At 36.5% G+C, this 18855-nt stretch carries 25 protein-coding genes; 12 read left to right on the top strand and 13 right to left on the bottom strand.

The window, feature by feature from the left end; all coding sequences use genetic code 11:
- The first annotated feature begins 66 nt into the window (after positions 1–66).
- Positions 67–351 carry a hypothetical protein gene (locus C9J29_RS08005; protein WP_008179733.1) on the top strand — a complete coding sequence of 95 codons (285 nt, stop codon included), beginning with the start codon at positions 67–69 and terminating at the stop codon, positions 349–351.
- Positions 352–393: 42 nt separating this feature from the next.
- On the opposite strand, the gene C9J29_RS08010 is transcribed toward C9J29_RS08005, so the two are convergent.
- From C9J29_RS08010 to C9J29_RS08020, 3 genes are all read right to left on the bottom strand, one after another.
- Positions 394–996 (bottom strand): copper amine oxidase N-terminal domain-containing protein, encoded by a 603-nt coding sequence (locus tag C9J29_RS08010; RefSeq protein WP_107921904.1) that lies wholly within the window; start codon positions 994–996, stop codon positions 394–396.
- Positions 997–1288: 292 nt separating this feature from the next.
- A complete protein-coding gene (locus C9J29_RS08015) occupies positions 1289–1996 on the bottom strand; it encodes a DNA alkylation repair protein (RefSeq protein WP_008175150.1) in 708 nt (235 codons plus the stop codon).
- Between the two features lie 163 nt (positions 1997–2159).
- Positions 2160–2780: a hypothetical protein gene (locus C9J29_RS08020; RefSeq protein ID WP_008175149.1), complete on the bottom strand. Its 621-nt coding sequence runs from the start codon at positions 2778–2780 to the stop codon at positions 2160–2162.
- Positions 2781–3005: 225 nt separating this feature from the next.
- On the opposite strand from C9J29_RS08020, the gene C9J29_RS08025 reads away from it, so the two are divergent.
- From C9J29_RS08025 to C9J29_RS24270, 3 genes are all read left to right on the top strand, one after another.
- Complete coding sequence (locus C9J29_RS08025; RefSeq protein ID WP_107921905.1) at positions 3006–3335, top strand: KGG domain-containing protein; 330 nt, start codon at positions 3006–3008, stop codon at positions 3333–3335.
- Positions 3336–3526: 191 nt separating this feature from the next.
- Positions 3527–4084, top strand: a complete 558-nt coding sequence (locus tag C9J29_RS08030; RefSeq protein WP_008175146.1) for a hypothetical protein — start codon at positions 3527–3529, stop codon at positions 4082–4084.
- A gap of 72 nt (positions 4085–4156) precedes the next feature.
- Positions 4157–4339, top strand: coding sequence for a hypothetical protein (locus C9J29_RS24270; RefSeq protein ID WP_230584799.1), 183 nt, complete (start codon positions 4157–4159; stop codon positions 4337–4339).
- Positions 4340–4875: 536 nt separating this feature from the next.
- Here the strand turns inward: C9J29_RS24270 and C9J29_RS08035 are convergent.
- Positions 4876–5373, bottom strand: a complete 498-nt coding sequence (locus C9J29_RS08035) for a DUF2798 domain-containing protein (RefSeq protein WP_008175141.1) — start codon at positions 5371–5373, stop codon at positions 4876–4878.
- A gap of 416 nt (positions 5374–5789) precedes the next feature.
- Between C9J29_RS08035 and C9J29_RS08040 the strand changes: the two genes are divergently transcribed.
- From C9J29_RS08040 to C9J29_RS24930, 3 genes are all read left to right on the top strand, one after another.
- Positions 5790–6827 carry a threonine aldolase family protein gene (locus C9J29_RS08040; protein WP_107921906.1) on the top strand — a complete coding sequence of 346 codons (1038 nt, stop codon included), beginning with the start codon at positions 5790–5792 and terminating at the stop codon, positions 6825–6827.
- Between the two features lie 94 nt (positions 6828–6921).
- The gene (locus C9J29_RS08045; RefSeq protein ID WP_107921907.1) at positions 6922–7470 is read left to right on the top strand and encodes a DUF1697 domain-containing protein; all 549 of its coding nucleotides are present in this window, start codon (positions 6922–6924) and stop codon (positions 7468–7470) included.
- Between the two features lie 64 nt (positions 7471–7534).
- The gene (locus C9J29_RS24930) at positions 7535–7666 is read left to right on the top strand and encodes a hypothetical protein (protein ID WP_255250293.1); all 132 of its coding nucleotides are present in this window, start codon (positions 7535–7537) and stop codon (positions 7664–7666) included.
- Between the two features lie 307 nt (positions 7667–7973).
- On the opposite strand, the gene C9J29_RS08055 is transcribed toward C9J29_RS24930, so the two are convergent.
- Positions 7974–8174, bottom strand: coding sequence for a hypothetical protein (locus C9J29_RS08055; RefSeq protein ID WP_008175136.1), 201 nt, complete (start codon positions 8172–8174; stop codon positions 7974–7976).
- 164 nt (positions 8175–8338) lie between these two features.
- Here C9J29_RS08055 and C9J29_RS08060 point away from each other — a divergent pair, with 164 nt between their 5' ends.
- Positions 8339–9142 carry an SDR family NAD(P)-dependent oxidoreductase gene (locus C9J29_RS08060; RefSeq protein ID WP_008175135.1) on the top strand — a complete coding sequence of 268 codons (804 nt, stop codon included), beginning with the start codon at positions 8339–8341 and terminating at the stop codon, positions 9140–9142.
- A 66-nt stretch (positions 9143–9208) separates the two neighbouring features.
- Here C9J29_RS08060 and C9J29_RS08065 read toward each other — a convergent pair whose 3' ends face one another.
- The 3 genes from C9J29_RS08065 to C9J29_RS08085 all read right to left on the bottom strand — a co-directional run bounded on the left by C9J29_RS08065 (position 9209) and on the right by C9J29_RS08085 (position 12491).
- A complete protein-coding gene (locus C9J29_RS08065; RefSeq protein WP_107921908.1) occupies positions 9209–9712 on the bottom strand; it encodes a DinB family protein in 504 nt (167 codons plus the stop codon).
- 406 nt (positions 9713–10118) lie between these two features.
- On the bottom strand, positions 10119–10991 hold the full coding sequence (locus C9J29_RS08075; RefSeq protein WP_008175131.1) for a DMT family transporter: 873 nt from the start codon (positions 10989–10991) through the stop codon (positions 10119–10121).
- Between the two features lie 540 nt (positions 10992–11531).
- Positions 11532–12491 (bottom strand): bile acid:sodium symporter family protein, encoded by a 960-nt coding sequence (locus C9J29_RS08085; RefSeq protein ID WP_008175130.1) that lies wholly within the window; start codon positions 12489–12491, stop codon positions 11532–11534.
- Positions 12492–12828: 337 nt separating this feature from the next.
- Between C9J29_RS08085 and C9J29_RS08090 the strand changes: the two genes are divergently transcribed.
- The gene (locus C9J29_RS08090) at positions 12829–13257 is read left to right on the top strand and encodes a HEAT repeat domain-containing protein (RefSeq protein WP_008175129.1); all 429 of its coding nucleotides are present in this window, start codon (positions 12829–12831) and stop codon (positions 13255–13257) included.
- Between the two features lie 81 nt (positions 13258–13338).
- On the opposite strand, the gene C9J29_RS24595 is transcribed toward C9J29_RS08090, so the two are convergent.
- The 5 genes from C9J29_RS24595 to C9J29_RS25055 form a co-directional block, all read right to left on the bottom strand.
- On the bottom strand, positions 13339–13569 hold the full coding sequence (locus C9J29_RS24595) for a hypothetical protein (protein WP_043989880.1): 231 nt from the start codon (positions 13567–13569) through the stop codon (positions 13339–13341).
- Between the two features lie 244 nt (positions 13570–13813).
- A complete protein-coding gene (locus C9J29_RS08100; protein WP_107921909.1) occupies positions 13814–14431 on the bottom strand; it encodes a LysE family translocator in 618 nt (205 codons plus the stop codon).
- A 113-nt stretch (positions 14432–14544) separates the two neighbouring features.
- On the bottom strand, positions 14545–14736 hold the full coding sequence (locus C9J29_RS08105) for a hypothetical protein (RefSeq protein WP_107921910.1): 192 nt from the start codon (positions 14734–14736) through the stop codon (positions 14545–14547).
- A 106-nt stretch (positions 14737–14842) separates the two neighbouring features.
- Positions 14843–15151 carry a hypothetical protein gene (locus C9J29_RS08110; RefSeq protein WP_089984686.1) on the bottom strand — a complete coding sequence of 103 codons (309 nt, stop codon included), beginning with the start codon at positions 15149–15151 and terminating at the stop codon, positions 14843–14845.
- Between the two features lie 296 nt (positions 15152–15447).
- Positions 15448–15900 carry a CBO0543 family protein gene (locus tag C9J29_RS25055; RefSeq protein WP_008175121.1) on the bottom strand — a complete coding sequence of 151 codons (453 nt, stop codon included), beginning with the start codon at positions 15898–15900 and terminating at the stop codon, positions 15448–15450.
- Positions 15901–16049: 149 nt separating this feature from the next.
- On the opposite strand from C9J29_RS25055, the gene C9J29_RS08120 reads away from it, so the two are divergent.
- The 3 genes from C9J29_RS08120 to C9J29_RS08130 all read left to right on the top strand — a co-directional run bounded on the left by C9J29_RS08120 (position 16050) and on the right by C9J29_RS08130 (position 18823).
- Positions 16050–16304 carry a hypothetical protein gene (locus C9J29_RS08120; protein WP_008175120.1) on the top strand — a complete coding sequence of 85 codons (255 nt, stop codon included), beginning with the start codon at positions 16050–16052 and terminating at the stop codon, positions 16302–16304.
- A gap of 302 nt (positions 16305–16606) precedes the next feature.
- Positions 16607–18379: an oleate hydratase gene (locus C9J29_RS08125; RefSeq protein WP_008175118.1), complete on the top strand. Its 1773-nt coding sequence runs from the start codon at positions 16607–16609 to the stop codon at positions 18377–18379.
- A gap of 57 nt (positions 18380–18436) precedes the next feature.
- Positions 18437–18823 (top strand): hypothetical protein, encoded by a 387-nt coding sequence (locus C9J29_RS08130; RefSeq protein WP_008175117.1) that lies wholly within the window; start codon positions 18437–18439, stop codon positions 18821–18823.
- Positions 18824–18855: the final 32 nt, after the last annotated feature.

Raw genomic sequence — 18855 nt, forward strand, 5'->3', positions numbered from 1 at the left:
GCTTTATCTTTTTTTTAGATTTTTAGAACTTTTGTCGAAATAAATAGAAGAGAGGCGGGGGTTAGGATGTTAACAAAAATAAGAAAAGTAAAATTTGAGCAGGAACGAAAAAATCCGTTATATAACGTAGTCATGGAGTGTCCAGAGGGAAAGCAATTATATGTCAAATTTGATTATACTTATAAGACTAAAAACTTCTGGCCATTAGAAGTAAATTATAATAAGAAAAATTATGGTGCTAAACTGGCATGGTATACAAATGAAGTAGAAAATATGACAGTTGCTGCATTTTTAGAGAAAATTGCTAATAAAATTAATAAAAAATATCAGTTCGAGTTAAATCAACACTAAAAAAGCAGCATCCTTCAGGGGAAGCTGCTTTTTGCTTGTCCATTATTTTGTTGTAATATAGACCGTTAATTTGGCTTCATCAAATGTTACCTCTGCGCCAAGAGCTTGACTTACAAAACGTAAAGGTACCATTGTTGTTCCTTGATAAACTTCAGCAGGGTGACTAAGGTTAATGGTAGATGTCGTTCCATTTGCATCTACATAAGCAGTTTTGTTACCTACGCCGATGACAATTTTCTTGCTGACCTTCGTCGCAGTTACTTTTTTAGTAGCACTATCATAAGAAACTGTTGCACCAAGTGCTTCAAAAATATGTTTCATCGGTACCAATGTTGTGCCATTTTTCATGTAGGCGCTCGGCGTATAGCTTTGTTTTTCATTATTCAAATAAACGGCTACTTTTGTCAATGCCGGTGCTTGTATTGCTGTTGTCGGCTGCGTATAGTTGCTTTGACCACCTGAGGAAGAACCACCGCCGCTATTCCCATTATGATAATGATAGCCTGTACAAAGACCTTTTGCCTTTGACTTATCAGAACAATTATGCCCACCATTGCTATCGAGACGCCCTGGATGCGCATCAGCAATCGAGGTAGTAGTGAAGAATAGTGTAACCATCGCTAAAAACAAGACCAGTTTTTTCATATGTATCCTCCTATTATCAAAATATGTAATTATTATACTATATAAAAGTAAAATTTGGAATGTTTTTATAGTAAATTAGTATTAAAAAACAACACAAAATGGAAGGTGCTAACAGATCAATTATTAGTGCCAACTTGATTTAAACAAAGTTAGTTCATTTTAACTTCTCTATTTTTTGTAAGAGGCGATGGAGGACAGCGGTAAAGATTCTAAAATAAATTTATCCATAATCCATTTTTTTATTTAAAAAAGCACTCATCCATATTGGATCAATGCCTTTTAGTATGATTCATTAACATCTTACATATTTCCGTTTAAAACCAAGCTTCCCTCGATCGAGTTCCTTTTGAATGTTTTCATACGCATTCAATGTCGTGCTTTTTTTATTGTCACGCTTCATTTCCACAGGACCAACTGCCTGTGCTGTTGCCACTGCCTTTTCGTGAAGGGGTACATAGGAAATCGCGACTGTGTAAAGAAAATTATTCATCGCAGATTTTGTTCGTTCGGGTGCAGTATGAATCGTATTATTCACAACATCTAGCATCCTCGCTAATTTGCCCTCAGAAAACTCGCTATCTTTGCGATTTCCTAAAAGCCAGCAATAGCAGCTCCAGCCCGCTGACATTTTCAGTTCCTCACCACTTGCAATCCATGCATCTGCTACCTCTTGTGCAATAGGGGATTCCGCTAAAGTGACTGCCACTACATAATCAGATAGCATATAAAAATAGGCAGAATCCATCCATCGATCAAAATCAGCCGCCGTCATCGTTTTTGGATCTGCAATGATACCCGCAAAGTACATCGCATCATAGTTGCCAGTAGCATAAAGCTCATCTGCTAAAGCCTGATCGATTTTAATTTTTTTAGCAATCGGCTTCATCGCTCCAGTTGCCACGCCAAAAACCGGCTCATGTGCCCCATTCGACATATACATTTTCTTCGTACGTTCTTTGCCTAGCTTCTCCAGCTCCTGCATGACCATTTCTGCATTCATAGAAGCACTTCCTTTTTATCTAATTTCAACGCCATCCCTTATTATCCTATATGGAATGTCCTTTTGTCATGGTTGAACTAGTTTGTCTGGAGAAGGAGATGCTGCTTATGCTTTCCGCGCGATTAGAATAAAAAATACCCTATTCAAATATAGTTGAATGGATTTAAAGCCTATTCCAAATAAACATAAATTGTGCTGCATCCGCTTCAAGAGCTAGTTGGTGATACTCGGTCGATTCATCCTCAGAAATTAAGCGACCTTTTTGAACATTTAAAATGGCATGCTTAACAGAATCGGGATGTTCAACGGAATAGTGGGAATCCTTTAGAAGTGTCAGGGCAGATCGACATTTATGTTTATCAATGCGTTCATTTTTTCCTTTGAAATATAATTTTATAAGGTAGGGGATGTCATCGATGATTAAACCAAGTTCTGGGTTTGAACGCACGATTAAGTCACCACAAACCCAATTAGATTTACCTGGTTCAAACCACTGCACATTTTTGTTTTTAAAAAATTTTAAATAAGCTTTAATCGCTTCTTGATAATTTTTCTGCCGAGCAGGGAGGGCATTGTCTATAATATCGAGAAGGTAGGAGTCATTAAAATGATGCTCATGGTATTTTTTTAACCCCTCGCGTAACGCTTTCCAATAATCCTTAATTGGATGATAATCACCCTGATATTTAATATCTTTCACAAACTTCGTCTTGGCGGCACTTCCCTTCATTGTGAAGTCCGTAAATTGTGTTAAGCCAATAGATGGCTTTGTCAAAATCGTCATTTTCACATCACCCTTCCTTCAAAAAATTACAATGTTATAGATTAGTATTATATTGGAATGGCTAAATTTATATGCTTGCTCAAAGCCTGATGAGCGCTAGCATTGAGAGGTTCTACAACTATAGAAAAATCATTGTTTTGAAAAAGGATGTTTAGATAGGGTAGAGCTGGGAATATAAATAGCGAGCTAGTCAATAGCTCAAAAAATAATTAGGAGGAATAGAAAATGGCTAACAAGCAAAACAATCGCAACAGAAACAACAATGAAAACATGACTGTCGAAGAAGCGGGACGTAAAGGCGGAGAAGCTACCTCCAAAAATCATGATCGTGATTTTTATGAAGAAATAGGACGTAAGGGCGGCGAGGCTACGTCTAAAAATCATGGACATGAATTTTATCAAGAGATTGGTCAAAAGGGTGGAGAAGCTACAGCTGACAACCACGGCGAGGAATTTTATGAAGAAATAGGTCGCAAAGGCGGCGAGGCTCGCAGCAAACAGCGTAGTACCAACACCAACAGTAACCAAAATCGCCGAAGTAACAATAATCGCTAATTTCGTTAAATAAAATAAAACCCTTCACACACGAGGCGTTTGTAGTTTTTACTACAAGCGCCTTTTTTTGTTGAGCATTTCCTCTATATGTACAGGATGAATTGGTTGAATTTATATGATTTGTAGTATATATTTAATCCGCTTCTATTATAGTTACATGAGAATGTTTGCAGAGGAAATGAGGACGGTTCATGACAAAACAACTTAAAGAGAAAGAACTATATGAAATCATCAACTCCGTTGTGCAGGCTGTTGGCATGACGATGACCATAAAGCAGGACCACTCAGGCGTAAATATGAGTTATAACTTTATTGGGGATTATGTGGGCTTTGATGCTGAACGTTTAATTGAGGCAAAGAATGAGTTGCAATATCCACCATCACTAGAAGTGTATGTAAAAACAATGACCTTACATGAACTGGGTCATGCGGTGGATCGTGAAGCATTACAATCCTCGCTTCCACGTACTATCGAAATTTTTACAATGAAAAAACAACATAGCTTACAGGAAATTTATCTTCATGAGCATCTGTTATCTATGTTGCTGGAAGAACATGACATGAATATTCAATTTGAGCAAACAGCATGGGAAAATGCTTGGGCTCTCAATTGTAAACATCACTTCGTATGTGATAAGGAATTTGATTATATAAGGCAACATAGCCTAGCGACCTATAAAAAAATATATGAGCAAGATTTACAGGCATATCACCATCTTTTGAACCAGCCAGTACCTCAATTAGCATAGCTACAAATGATTATTTCATACCTTTCCAAGAATGAGATCAAACCAATTAGGGCAATGTAATACTACTTGGAGGTGATCATTTTGACAAAGGGCAAGCAATATAAACGTCAGTCAGAGTTGGCGGAATTAGCGACAGATTTAAGTCCAGATGATTTAGATGTGCGTGAAGATAATGCGTTAACAAAAGAACAAAAGAAAAATTCAAACGATACTCATTGTTCGAACGAATCATCATCACGTAAATCTCAATCATAATTCACACACCACAATCCATTCGATTGTGGTATTATTTTTGTCCGTCATTTCACCATAAATAGACGAAAGCCAGAGAAGTTGAACTAAATCGTCACATAAAATAATAGAGAGCCATTCATTCAGAATGGTTCCTAAAACGACCTTTCCTCTTAAGAGGTAATGGGGAATTTTACATATGTTAAGAACTATCATTTTTTTATCAACGCAATGTTATAATCTTTATAATGGAAGAGGGGGGTGTGGTAAAAATGGAATTTTTTATTATATTTATTGGCATCATCGTAGTCGTCAGCATCATCAGTAATGTTAGCAAAAAATCTAACGAATCCAATGAGCAAATACATGAACTACATTCAACAAACGATTTACATGGGCATCATGCACATACTACTATTCAGGAGAACCATCATTGTGCTGACAATAGTTCAACAACTCCTGATTCGTCATGCGGTCCTTCAGGGGACTGATCAATGAGTTGAATGGAAGAGCATTAAAAAAGCCTAATGATACACAAATATCATTAGGCAAATTCATATTTATAATTGATGTGCTTGAATGGACTGTCTTTGGTGTAGTTTTTTCATCGCAAGTCGAGCAATAGGCTGTGCTAATAAAAGTTCAATCCAAAAGGCCACAGCAAAATTCCTTGGCCAAATGTGAAGAAATTGTTGAAAAGGCTCTAAGCTAATTTGCTTGGTGCCTACCCAAGGACCAATGATTGATAAAAAAATAGACAATACCGTTACATTTAATAATGTATCCAATAGCACGCGTGCATTGAACCCATCTGTTGGGCCTATTATAACAGACATTATTTTTCCAACTAAGGGACCCGCAACAGCTCTCACTAATAAAATGACAATGACCCACATAATAGGAATAATTTTTAGTGTCTCCATATATACAGCTATACTGAAACCTCGCTCTAGCCCAACAATAATGGGTGCAATGGTATTGACAGAAATAACTGAAATAATCAATAAAAATAAAATACCCTCTTTTGCGTTTTGTGGTAGCCGATCTTCTTTGTACATACTTATCCTCTCCATTTTCAATATTTTCAGATGGCAGAGATTTGTGAAACAAGTCGGCTTGTACACTATGCGTGAGGGCAATATTTGATATAAATTCGCCCCATTACTGCGCATTGATACAATAAGTATACCAGTTAGTTTACAGTTAAACAAATAGAAATTATGAATAAAATGATGATATAGAGGTGGAATGAGCATAGCGAATATACAGCAATATGTTAAGCTGAGAGCGATTGTCCTGAACTACTTCTTATTATCTATGCCCGTAGTTTTTCCTTGTGGTTGAATGTGGATCAACTTTCTGTTAGCAGCCTCCAAAGCTAAATAATTCCTTCCGACTAACTAACCATAGATTATTACCATCATAAGGTTGTAAAATAAGGGATAGATACAGAGAGAATTTGGAGGGAAAAGATATGATACGATTTGAAAATGATTATGCAGAAGGTGCCCATCCGCAAATTTTGCAAAAATTAGTGGAAACCAATGAAGAGCAATCACCAGGTTATGGGATGGATGAGCATTCTGAAAAAGCTAGAGCGTATATCAAAAAAGCGATAGCGGCTGAGCAGGCAGACGTTCATTTTTTAGTTGGTGGCACGCAGACGAATACAACTGTAATCGCCTCCATCCTACGTCCTCATCAAGGCGTTATTGCTGCAACTACAGGCCATATTGCTGTCCATGAGACGGGGGCAATTGAAGCGACCGGTCATAAAGTGCTTACTTTGCCTAGTGATGATGGCAAACTAACAGCCGCACAGGTTAAAGCATGCTATGACGCACACTGGCAAGACAGCACACATGAACATATGGTACAGCCGGGCTTAGTGTACATATCTCATCCAACAGAAAATGGAACAACATATAGTAAAGCTGAATTAACCGCATTAAGTAAAGTTTGCAGGGATTGTGGATTGCCATTGTTTCTAGATGGCGTTCGTTTAGGCTATGGTTTAGTAGCACAGGATAATGATTTATCTTTAGCAGATATCGCTCAGCTTTGCGATGTATTTTATATAGGTGGTACAAAAATGGGGGCATTATTTGGCGAAGCGGTCGTAATCGTGAATCCTGCCTATCAACGAGATTTTCGCTATATGATCAAACAAAGAGGTGGGCTACTGGCAAAAGGTAGATTACTAGGTCTTCAGTTTGAAACATTATTGGAGAACCATCTTTATTTGGATATTGCCCAACATGCGGTAGAGATGGCCATGCTCATTCAACAGGCATTTATCAATAAAGGCTTTGCATTACGCTATGATTCGAAAACCAATCAGCAATTCCCAATTTTGCCGAATGATTTACTAAAGACATTAGGCGAAAAATATTCATTCTCCGTTTGGGAAACATTCGATGAAACACATACAGTTGTTCGCTTTTGTACAAGCTGGGCGACAAAAAAAGAAAATGTGGAGCGTTTAATAAAGGACATTGAGCGTTTAGCATAAGGATTAAACTGCACTTGGACTCCCAAGGTGCAGTTTTTCCCTATTATTCCATAATTATGGCTATAATGAGAGTAGAGAAAGGTGGGAGTGTAGGATGAACTACGTAGCATTACTAAGAGGGATTAATGTAGGTGGACATAATAAAATAAAAATGGCTGACTTAAGGGAAGCTCTTATACCGCTAGGATTGCAAAACATTCGTACCTATATTCAAAGTGGAAATATCCTTTTTGAATCGACCGAATTAGAGAAAGTTTTGCAGAAGCAAATTCATGAAACAATCCAAATGAATTTTGAAATGACAAGTACAGTCATCATTAGAACCGCTGAGGAACTTCAGCATATCGTCGACAATTGCCCATTTTCTCAGCAAGACATCGCTGAAGCAAGTGCCACAGCAGTTGGGGAAAGCCTACATGTTGCCTTTTTACCTGCTACCCCAACAGAAGAAAATCGTCGTAAGTACTTATCATATGAAAATGATCAAGAGCGTTGCGTCATCATTGGCAGAGAGGTTTATCTTTTATTTCACAAGAGCATCCGCAACGCCAAACTTAGCCAACAATTGCCCAAGCTCGAGATGCCCGCAACGGTTCGTAATTGGAAAACTATCATGAAGCTTACGTCAATGTTTGAATCATGAAACGGGCTCAATTAAGTTATTTCATTTATCCAATTACCTACTTCATCGTAAGAACGATCAATCAATGGAGGAAACAAGCATCTATTACATGGGGCGAAAACGTGACAATGATGATAATTACGATGGTCATCATATATCTCTTTATTTTGCTGTGGAATTGGTCGAAAAAGCCGTACCAATGGGGGAAGAAAAATAATAAGGAAACATAAAAACGGGAGCAATTTTCACTTCTTTTGAAAGGATGCTCTCGTTTTATTTTTTTAGTTGTGTTAATAAATAAGTAAACGATCATATAAAAAAGCTGTAGCGAGGTTATTCGCTACAGCCAAGAATTGGTTGACCCTTTGAGGTTTTCCAATGTATTATAGCATAATTAATTATTTCTTGCATAGAAAGGGGGAGGATTGAAGTGTTTGCATTGTCACACGCCATCAATCTTCCACCATTAACTATCTATCGAGGAGGCATATACCTCGTTATTTATCTTTCGCATACTCGCTATCTTACTTAAATTTCTCCGGCTTAGCTACTTTAATGGATGCAGCTTCCCCACATTTTGTGCAAAACGTTAAAATAAGTGGAGATCCAGTAGCCATAATTGAACCGAACGGCCGTATATTTCCTTCACTCGTGAAACTGCCAATTTGTCCTGAGGCAAAGGCATCGTTTCCACATGCTTTACAATTCATTTTATTATTTTCCATATAAACACCTCTTTATGTAATATATGTAAATATAACATAAAAAAAGATGGCGCAGGTAATCAATGAGCTAGTCTTTTTAGTTTAAAAATAAATAGTTTAATGTTAAACTATTAACCGAAAAGAAAGAGTGGGTTGCTCTTTTTTGTTATAAGGAGGAATTAAATATGAATCGTGTACAAAATAAAGTAGCATTAGTAACAGGTGGCGCATCAGGAATTGGTTTATCAGCAGCAACCTTATTAGCCAAGGAAGGCGCAAAAGTGGTTATTGCTGATTTCAATATAGAGGGTGCTCAAGAAGCAGCACATTCTTTAGTGAAAGAAGGTTACGAGGCTTCAGCGATTTTCCTTGATGCAGGGGATGCTTCTTCAATTGAAGCGGCAGTGAACTTCACGGTGGAACAATACGGTACATTAACCGTATTGTTTAACAATGTTGGTTTAACAAACTTGCAGAAGGATTTAGATGTTGTGAATATCGACTTAGATGAATGGGATCGTTTAGTCAATGTGAATTTAAAATCCATTTTACTTGGAAGTCGTTTTGCGATTCCACATATGCAAAAGGCAGGTGGGGGCTCCATAATTAACACAGCTTCCATGGCTGCATTCGCTAGTGACCAAATCCGAACAGCCTATGGTGCTACAAAGGCAGGAGTGGTAAATATGACTAAAAACATTGCCACTCAATATGGGAAAGATAAAATTCGCTGTAATGCGGTCGCACCAGGTCTCATTTTAACACCAGCAGCAAAAAATAATATGCCAGATGAAATGCTAGCGATCTATTCTAAATTTAATGCCCTACCATACCATGGTGAAGCAGATGATATCGGTCACGCAGTGGTATTTTTAGCCTCGGACGAATCAAAATTTATGACAGGTCAAACAATGCAAATTGAAGGTGGCCATTATTTAGCAAACCCAACCATTGCAGACACAAATAATTGGTTAGCTACTCTTAAATAAGCTCTCAAAAAAGAGGTTGTCCTTCAATGGGCAACCTCACTTTGAATGTTGTTTGTCTAGCTTCAATTACATTTTGGGGGTTTGCAACCCGAACTGTGCCCATTCCTCTTTGGCAGGACCGTAAATGCCTGGAACAGGTAAGCCGGCTTGTCGCATGAGCACAGTCATTTGTCCACGATGATGACTTTGATGTTGCAATAAAAATAATAAAAGAGAGCCGTTAGGGATGGATTGACCAATAAATTCAATCATTTCATTCATGGTCTGGTCTGTCCATTGTGTTTTTACTGCTTCAATAAAGGAATTACTCGCTTGATGATAACTATCTGCAATCAATTGAGCTGAAGTGGGAACAGGATAATCCTCTGCTGGTGCCTCGAAGGTTAGATCGGTATTGACGGAAATAATTCGAATAGCTGTGACAGTATGCCAAGCGATACGTCCTAAAGTCCAATGTTCAGCCGTTATTGCTTGATGAAGCGATTCATCGGTAAGCTGGTGGAGTAAATTTTGCGTAGCAGTAGCTTCAAATGTCCAAGATTGTAAAAAATGCTCTACTGTTTGAAACATAAAATAACCCTCCTAAAATGAAGTCTTCCACCTAATTATATAGTTTTTAAGGTTGAAACATTTTATTTTTTCATCTATTTTGTTCCCAATAGAAAAGCAAAATAAAGTACGGCATAAACAGAAAGTGCGGTGGAAGTAACGATATACATTGTCCATTCACCAATCGTCAGTTTTCTTTTCCATTTTGTTAATTTAAGATGTCTGCAATACACCATACTAGAAATAAGTATAACTAGAAATGATAGTTCCTTTATGGATTCTAAAAGGGTAATCAAATCATCAGCTCCTTTAAACTGTTGCAATATATGAGGCGAGCTGTAGGAACATGACTACACACAACGGCATAACCGCCAGTAGCTGGATTTAAAAAAGTGCGCCTCTATACAAGATAGAAACGCACATTCTTTTACTCTTCTCGAATGACCATAAATACACCGCTAAAAATGAAAAGCGAGCCCAACCAAAATGAAAGACCAATCGTCTCCCCTAAAAGGAGCCAGCCTAAAAATGTACCAACAACGGGCTGAAAGAAGAAAAATAAGCCCCCACTAGAAGCATTCATTAGTTGAAGCCCTTTATTCCACAATAAAAAACCACCAGCAGTTGAAACAATACCTAAATAGAGCAAGCCACCTGAAATTGTTGGCTGCACAACAATGGATAAATTCATCTCTTTTAACCTTGGAATGACAAATGGCGTCAGTAGGATGACGGCAATGAAGGAAGAATAGGTTGTCACCACAATTTGAGAGTAATGACTTGGAACTTTTTTTACTAGAACAGACATCAATGCCCATGTTAAGGCAGCGAGCAATAAGTAGAGTCCACCTAATTGTTGGGTACTATCAATTCCGCCATGGCCTACAATGACACCGACACCAATCGTTGCTAGGATAATAGACAAGCATTTTTTTAAGGTTATGTCTTCCTTCAAAATGACACGTGCAAAGACAACCATAAAAGCAGGTGTTGTAGCCGTAATAATTGCACCCATTTGTGCAGTGGAAAGCATGGTACCTATTTCTTGAGTAACAATCGAAATCGTATTGCCTATGAGACCGACAAGAAAAATAAGGAGCCAATCCTTTTTGGCGATTTTCCAAGATTGTTTCGTTATAATGCCAATCAAACCAAGTGCCAAGACGGCAATTACATAACGAATCCAAACAAGCTCTAACGGTGGCACGACCTCCACCACAACTTTGACAACTACATACATAGCGCCCCAAATGCTCGCCGCAAGCGATAAAAAGAAGGCGCCGATTAGTTTATTTCTCATGTTTTTTCCTCCGTTTTCATAGTTACCTATGTCCTTAACGGAGAAAAAGTGCTTCTACCGTTAAGGAAGAAGAAGTGCTGGAACGTCCTGTTCAAATAATGGAGCATACATCATTTAGATCACACCATCCTATTCATATATTTTTATCAGTATAAAGGAAAAGTCTATAATTTCATAGAAGCTATTCCAATTGAGTAGCTACGCTAATTTCGAGCTGTTCTAAATAACGATACAATACTAAAAACAGACCCTATGAATCCACAAACGAAGATTATATAAGCTACCAGTAGGGACATAGCTTCCAAGTGATCGGTAAAGATTTTATAGGCTCCTACTAAAAATAATGCTAAGCCACTAATGAAACAAATGAAATTCCTATTTTTAACAGTCATAACATCCTCCCTAAACATTAGATTGGCGAATGAAGCTCGATACACGATAAAAAACAATAAAGGAGGAGTGGCATCAATAAAACTAAAATAGCTCCTATCCCATAAACAGAAAAAACAGGGATCATGACTTTTTTCATGAAAACCCCACCTAATGTGAAACTTGATTGTCAGCCATCACAGCGGTTCTTTTTATCACCATTTTACTAAAGATTGAAGCAAGCACTTGTTGAAATAACATCCCAAACACGACAGGCATTGCTACTTTACCTGGGAAGTATGTTGTGGCCACAATGACCCCAACGGCAATATTTCTCATCCCTCCAGTATAGACAAAGGTAGCCATATGTGAATAGTCTTTTAGCAGATAACGACCAATGATAAAGGCGAAAACATAGCCTGAAACAGCAAGCAGAAACACTAATAATATAACGAATAATAGGTGTAGATTAAAATCTTTCAAGTATGGGGCAATCGCACTGCTATTAATTAAAATAACGGCAAATAAACATAGCTTTGAAAAAGGCGCAAGCTTCTTTCCAATTTTCTTTGGTATTTCTCCCTTTGACCATTCATTTACCAATATACCTACAATCGTCGGTAAGACAATCATTAAGAGTAAGCTAAGTATAAGCGATAGAACGTCTAGTTCAATTTTTTCACCCGACACCAAGAAGAGAATGAAAGGGAGAATAAATGGAGAAAGTAGCGTATCGATTAAAATGATCGATAAGCCTAGCGGTAAGTTTCCTTTGCAAATATTGATCCAAATAACACTTGTAACGCCTGTTGGAAGTGCAACCGCTAAAACAAATCCGACCGTTAACAAATGGTCGTCAAAGATAACAGTAGATAAGAAATACGCCCATAACGGCATGAATAGGTGAAGAAAAATAATGGAGAAGATAATAAGTCCAGGATGCTTCACAAAGATTTTTACATCTTTAAATTTCATATGTAAGCTTCCTGAAAATGTCATGAATGCAAATAGCCATGATACGAGGAATAATAAGCTTTGTCCTATGCTTTCTAATAATACACCTAAAATTAAACTTAATGGTGTCAAGATCGCAATGTATTTTTGGAGAAATACATTTAATTTTTCTAACATCAAAAGACCTTCTTTTTCATCTGATTTTATAACTTTATGTTAATAATAACAAGAAGAATAGGGGGATAGGTAAATAAAAAAGCAGAAGGTCCGATAGCACTCGGTCAAATGAAAACGAGCGCTAATCCTTATTACAGAATCTCGCCCGATTAGGGGAGATGATTAGTATATTTCTTGTTTAACGATTGCACCCTATAATACGGTTCACCTTAATGTAGCTTTCTGTATGTGTCCTTACTAACGAATTATCGCTATTTTCACCAAGACAACGTATAATAAGTGAAGCAGAAGAAAAAGAAATCATTTTTCCTCTAGTTAAAAAAAGAGGTGCAATTATTTGAAACAGTTTGAAACAGCATTACCTGAGCAGTATGAAACATTAAAAAAACAGGCCAATTATACATCTAGCTGGCGAGAGCGTTTAGATGCAGTCGAAAAGTTATCGGCTTATCAACATGACAATATCATAGATTTATTAATAAATCGTATGCAGCATGATACTGTCTACAAGGTGCAGGTAGCAGCATATGAAGCACTTGCGGCGCTTGGCGAGGACGTAGAGAAGCCATCTCCTGCACGTTTTGATATTATCAAAGGAACAGATAAAATTTTCCTGCGTGTTAAAAAGAGCTTGCCGAAGGACCATACAGTGGCAGACTTTGCGGATAAACTAAAACGTATGCGTTTAGATGTCTTTGATGCGTATGAAGGCGACAAAGGTGAACAATTTATGAACTGGTTAGAGGAACGTTGGGCAAAACTGTAATCTGTAGTATTGCGATTTATGAAGGAAAGTCATTCTCTCCGCTTGTAGAGAGAATGGCTTTTTCTTATCTTACGCTGCGGTTCATCTAAAATGATTATGAAGACACCAAACAACAAGAAACATACTCACTATCCCCCAAGCAGTGGAACTCCATATCCACCAAATGACGGAATTAGCTTTTAACGAATTTTCCTCGTTTTCCCTATTTGCTTTTATAAAAGTGACCTTACTTTCCATCCCTTTTTTCATAGAAGTGAGAACTACAAATCCAATTATTATGAAACCAATAGTTATCCAAAGTAATAGGTCCAATTTTACACTCCCTTTGAAAATTTTTCTTAAAAGAATGTTCTTCAACAATCTAGCCTGATTGTAGAAGAAAAGATTCTGCCTATCAACACAGAATTTTTAAGTAAACTTTATAAATTTCAATTTTCTTGTCTCATGTGCATCATTTCTTTTGATATTTGTCTAAATTATAGTCGAACAGCCCCTTCAAAATGAAAGGAGCTGTTCGTGGGGGGCATAGTTGTGAAATTCTGTATTAGTGTGGAGCTTATGTTTGCAGTAATTGGAAGCCCATATAAATAAATAGTATTCCTGTCGCCTTATTTAGAAGGCGTCCAAACTTTTGATTGCCTCGTAATTTTGTCGTCATATACGAGGTGAAGTACGCAACAACTAAACACCAGACAAGTCCAGTTGCTGTAAAAGTAAGGCCTAAAAGGAGGAATGGAATGGGCCCAGATGCGTGAACATCAATAAATTGCGGGAGAAACGCAATGAAAAATAAGGAAACCTTTGGATTCGTCAAACTTGTAAATAGGCCCTGTATATAAATTTTTCTTAAGTTTAGTGTCCCTGTAGATGCCTCAAAATCGATCGTTGACTGATCGCGTATCATCTTTATCCCTAAATAAGCAAGGTATATAACACCCATTACCTTAATGATTGTAAATAATACAATTGATTTTGTCAGGATGAGTGATAGACCAAAAGAAACCAATAACGTATGAATTAGGGAGCCAGTAATAATTCCAAAAACAGAATATACACCCGCTCTTTTCCCTTGGGCAATACTTCGCCCAATAATATACATTGTGTCTGCACCAGGAACTAGATTTAATAAAATCCCTGTTAATAAAAACATTTCATAATTAATAATACCAAACATGTCAGCACCTCTTTCTCTCTATTTTAGGGTGCCCTTATTGATAATAAAGGAAATGACTTAAAAATAAAAGGATTTATTGATGTGAAAATTTACCTGAAAGTCTAACGGATTTATCAAATATTGACTTGTTTTTTATCAGTTTCCTTTGTAAAAGGAATCCGTACAATCCCGACGATCAATAAAATATTGCCTATCCATCTTAACCATAAATAATAGGGATGATCCTTTAACAGAAACAGTGAGGTAAGGATAATAATCATCCCAATCCCAATGAGCAGCTTTATATAAACGGGTATTTTTGACATGCACCCACCTCCTTTTATAAAAACTATTTGAATGTTAGAAAAGTCGAGAGGGAAAATCATACTAAATACGTAGTAGCCCATAACAGAGTTACTACATGTTTCGGTTTTATACTTTATTTCGTTTAAAAATAAGAATGAGGATATTTAATAGAATCGTACTTACTAATAAGAATAGGACAGCCAGTACGGAACTTCTTGTAATATCCATAAGGGCACTCCAATCCTCAATCTTCACAAGATAGAAATTGTAAAATAATTGGAAACTAATCGAAATAGCACAAGCACTTAGACTTAATATGCTTATCGTTAATCTATAATGTTGGATTTGTTTCGAAGTAGCTGAAAGACTAGCAATGGGTAACAATATGGCTATTAATCCAAGGACTAGGCTTCCCACATTTAGCATACTCATCATGGAACAGTTCCTCCTTTATAATTTGAAAACGAAAATAGGGAGGGTAATGTTTCAATATATGGTAAATTTTATGTTTACTAAATCTTCCTAATAACTTATGTAAGCCCTATTAAACATATGAAGGGTCACTTTGGTTAGAAGTGACCCTAAGTAACAAATCAGGAGGTTGTTAAACTAGTTTAGCTTAACTACTACTATATATATGATGAGTTCACTTAGTATATCTAGTTGATTGCCTCTTCAGTAGAAATTAAAACTATATTGAAGAAAAATTATTTTTTTAAGCATAAAAATAGTTATTGGAGAACGCGTATTTTCAGTAAAAATCTATAATATCCATACAAAAATAAATAAGGGAGCAAATAGGAGAAAAAGGTAAAATAAATATTCCATCCGTTTTGGTAGATGACCCTATCAAAGAAAACAAATATCCCTTCTAAAAAAGTGGTGAGCAAAGTCATTAATAGAAGAACCAAAAAAGGTTTGTTCACTTTTTTTATGAAATAGATACAGTAGCAGGATAAGACAGGATATATGCCTACATCAAAAGGTAGTGCAGCGAAACTTTTTTGTTGGGGAAAAGGTAGCACCTCCCAAAAATCGAAATAAAAGCCGAGAGCATTCATGAGATAAGCCACGACGCTAAAAAATGGAGCCACTAAAAAAAGCAATATTTTATCTTTTTTGTATAGATGCATGAGACAAATCGTCCAAGGAATTAGAAAAACTAAAAATAAATGTAAAATCATCTTTTACCCTTTCATTACTACCTAATCTAATATTTATTAGTATTACTGCAGAACCGTAGAAACATACAGATGTTGGTGATGTGGTATATAACAAGACGTGAAAAATATTTTATTGATGTGGACAATAAAGAGGGCGGGAGTTGAACAAAGTGAGTGGAATTGATAAACGAAATCGATTAAGCGAGGAGCCATTTACGTATCAAATTACCAAAAAAGGGACTGTCGCTATTTATTACGAGGGGAAACAAATTAAAGTGGTTAAGGAAAAAGAGGCAGAGCATCTTTTAGCAAAAATCCATGAAGCGGAACAACAGACAATAGAAGTTCAATTATTATTAGCGAAAATGACAGGTAATTTTAAAAGAGGTAATGAAAAATTTGGTAAACGTAAAAGGAAGTTTTAGCTATGGAGAATCAAAATTTATGTGACAAATAATTTTTCGATATAATATTTATGCAATTTTTACATCCAATTATTGTATTTTATTTTCCTTTTCAAGGCATTGATCTAGGCGCTGATCGTGATTTTTTATACTTCATCATCCACTTATAAAAATACAAACGATTGTTATGTCCAATTATAGGGGACTTCGAATGGAGTGCTTTCTTCTGAATTTGAATATTTTGTTAATCATTCGCTCGTTTTACCATTTCTGTGGTAATTCATGTTATTCTATATTAGAATAATAAATATGGAGGCGGTAATATGTATTACAGCAATGGTAACTATGAAGCTTTCGCACGTCCTAAAAAACCGGAGGGAGTAGATGGAAAATCTGCTTATCTCATTGGTTCGGGCCTAGCCTCGCTGTCAGCAGCATGTTTTTTAATTCGTGATGGCCAAATGAAAGGTGAGAACATTCATATTCTGGAAGAGCTAGATATTTCAGGAGGCAGTCTTGATGGCATACTTAATCCGACGAGAGGATTTATTATTCGCGGTGGTCGAGAAATGGAAGATCATTTTGAATGCTTATGGGATTTATTCCGTTCCATTCCTTCCTTAGAGGTAGACAATGCTTCTGTGTTAGATGAATTTTATTGGTTAAACAAAGAGGACCCCAATTATTCAAAATGTCGTTTAATAAAAGATAGAGGTCAAAGACTTGAAGATGATGGCAAGTTTACTTTATCGGATCAGTCATCTGAGGAAATGATTAAATTATTCTTTACACCTGAGGAAAAGTTAGAGGATAAAAAAATTACAGATGTTTTCTCAGAGGAATTTTTTGAATCGAACTTTTGGCTGTATTGGTCCACTATGTTTGCGTTTGAAAAATGGCATTCTGCAATGGAAATGCGCCGTTATATTATGCGTTTCATTCACCATATTGGTGGATTACCAGATCTATCAGCATTGAAATTTACAAAATATAACCAATATGAATCGTTAGTGCTACCGATGATAAAATATTTAGAAGGTCATGATGTTGATTTTCAATATAATACGGTAGTAGAGAATGTTTTGGTCGATAAAGTGGGCGACAAAAAAGTAGCTCATACATTAGTTTTAAGAAAAAATGGTGTGAAAGAGAATATTGAGCTAACAGAAAATGAATTGGTATTTGTGACAAATGGTAGTATTACGGAGAGTACAACATACGGGGATAATTATACCCCAGCCCCTGTCAATAAAGAATTAGGTGGAAGCTGGTCACTGTGGAAAAACATCGCTGCCCAAGATACTGACTTTGGACGACCAGAAAAGTTCTGTGATAATCTTCCAAAAGAAAGCTGGTTTGTTTCCGCCACTCTAACGACTTTAGACGATCGTGTGGCTCCTTATATTGAAAAAATTAGTAAAAGGGACCCGTATGCAGGCAAAGTAGTAACAGGAGGTATTGTCACAGCTACAGATTCTAATTGGATGCTAAGCTATACGTTAAACCGACAACCTCATTTTAAACATCAACCAAAAGACCAATTAGTCGTTTGGATTTATGGTTTACTATCAAATAAACCAGGTGATTTTATTAAAAAAAGCATTACCGAATGTTCAGGTATTGAGATAGCACAAGAGTGGTTGTACCATATGGGTGTACCGGTTGATGAAATTCCAGACATCGCACAAAATTCTTGTAACACGATTCCATGCTATATGCCTTACATCACCTCTTATTTCATGCCAAGAGCCATGGGGGATCGTCCATTAGTTGTGCCAGAAGGGTCTGCTAATTTAGCCTTCATTGGCAACTTTAGTGAAACTGTAAGAGATACCGTTTTTACTACTGAATATTCAGTAAGAACTGCGATGGAGGCAGTCTATCAATTATTAAATATTGATCGTGGAGTTCCAGAAGTATTCGCATCTTCTTTTGATGTTCGCACATTATTAGCTTCAACTGCTCGCTTATTAGATGGCAAAAAATTAACAGATATTGATGCGCCATTTATTTTAAAACAAATTGGTAAATTAGGAATTCACAAAACAAAAGATACAATTATTTATGACTTACTGAAAGAAAGTGAATTAATATAGACAAGTGATATTGGCTGAAGTCAGCTCCGAAAATACGTATTGGGATAAAAAGCTCGGATGGCTAGTTCCTATTCAGAGGAAAATAGGTTCGTTGTTTATGCACAACCACTGTTTTATCGAGATGGCTATAAGCTTCTAGATGAAGCGATTAACAAAGTGAAAAATTTGTCGAATGTTGCTCAAAAAAGACAATACTTACAGCCGTACTTTACTGATGAAATGATTAATTTAATTATTATGAGAAATGTAACCTATACAGATTTGTCTCCATATACAACAAGTTATAATTATTATTATCCAAAAGAAACAAATATGTATATCTATCGTAGCGAGAGTTTACCTAATCAATCTAAGTACGTTTCTCAGCAGATTTTAATCACGAAGAGAAATAATCAATGGGTAATAGGTTCTTTGAGCGAAAATATGTATGAGCCGATGCCATAAAACGAAATAAACATCAAAAAAGTCGCCCTTTC

Origin of the sequence: Lysinibacillus fusiformis (assembly GCF_003049525.1) — a bacterium.
GTDB classification, from domain to species: domain Bacteria; phylum Bacillota; class Bacilli; order Bacillales_A; family Planococcaceae; genus Lysinibacillus; species Lysinibacillus fusiformis.

Coding starts and splice junctions, on each gene's coding strand:
- C9J29_RS08060 (WP_008175135.1), top strand. CDS start 8,339: ATGAATCGTGTACAAAATAAAGTAGCATTAGTAACAGGTGGCGCATCA.
- C9J29_RS08020 (WP_008175149.1), bottom strand. CDS start 2,780: ATGACGATTTTGACAAAGCCATCTATTGGCTTAACACAATTTACGGAC.
- C9J29_RS08005 (WP_008179733.1), top strand. CDS start 67: ATGTTAACAAAAATAAGAAAAGTAAAATTTGAGCAGGAACGAAAAAAT.
- C9J29_RS08030 (WP_008175146.1), top strand. CDS start 3,527: ATGACAAAACAACTTAAAGAGAAAGAACTATATGAAATCATCAACTCC.
- C9J29_RS25055 (WP_008175121.1), bottom strand. CDS start 15,900: ATGATTTTACATTTATTTTTAGTTTTTCTAATTCCTTGGACGATTTGT.
- C9J29_RS08110 (WP_089984686.1), bottom strand. CDS start 15,151: ATGATGAGTATGCTAAATGTGGGAAGCCTAGTCCTTGGATTAATAGCC.
- C9J29_RS08010 (WP_107921904.1), bottom strand. CDS start 996: ATGAAAAAACTGGTCTTGTTTTTAGCGATGGTTACACTATTCTTCACT.
- C9J29_RS08025 (WP_107921905.1), top strand. CDS start 3,006: ATGGCTAACAAGCAAAACAATCGCAACAGAAACAACAATGAAAACATG.
- C9J29_RS08130 (WP_008175117.1), top strand. CDS start 18,437: ATGGCTAGTTCCTATTCAGAGGAAAATAGGTTCGTTGTTTATGCACAA.
- C9J29_RS08105 (WP_107921910.1), bottom strand. CDS start 14,736: ATGTCAAAAATACCCGTTTATATAAAGCTGCTCATTGGGATTGGGATG.
- C9J29_RS08035 (WP_008175141.1), bottom strand. CDS start 5,373: ATGTACAAAGAAGATCGGCTACCACAAAACGCAAAAGAGGGTATTTTA.
- C9J29_RS08015 (WP_008175150.1), bottom strand. CDS start 1,996: ATGAATGCAGAAATGGTCATGCAGGAGCTGGAGAAGCTAGGCAAAGAA.
- C9J29_RS08055 (WP_008175136.1), bottom strand. CDS start 8,174: ATGGAAAATAATAAAATGAATTGTAAAGCATGTGGAAACGATGCCTTT.
- C9J29_RS08085 (WP_008175130.1), bottom strand. CDS start 12,491: ATGTTAGAAAAATTAAATGTATTTCTCCAAAAATACATTGCGATCTTG.
- C9J29_RS24930 (WP_255250293.1), top strand. CDS start 7,535: ATGGAGGAAACAAGCATCTATTACATGGGGCGAAAACGTGACAATGAT.
- C9J29_RS08100 (WP_107921909.1), bottom strand. CDS start 14,431: ATGTTTGGTATTATTAATTATGAAATGTTTTTATTAACAGGGATTTTA.
- C9J29_RS08045 (WP_107921907.1), top strand. CDS start 6,922: ATGAACTACGTAGCATTACTAAGAGGGATTAATGTAGGTGGACATAAT.
- C9J29_RS08075 (WP_008175131.1), bottom strand. CDS start 10,991: ATGAGAAATAAACTAATCGGCGCCTTCTTTTTATCGCTTGCGGCGAGC.
- C9J29_RS08125 (WP_008175118.1), top strand. CDS start 16,607: ATGTATTACAGCAATGGTAACTATGAAGCTTTCGCACGTCCTAAAAAA.
- C9J29_RS08040 (WP_107921906.1), top strand. CDS start 5,790: ATGATACGATTTGAAAATGATTATGCAGAAGGTGCCCATCCGCAAATT.
- C9J29_RS08065 (WP_107921908.1), bottom strand. CDS start 9,712: ATGTTTCAAACAGTAGAGCATTTTTTACAATCTTGGACATTTGAAGCT.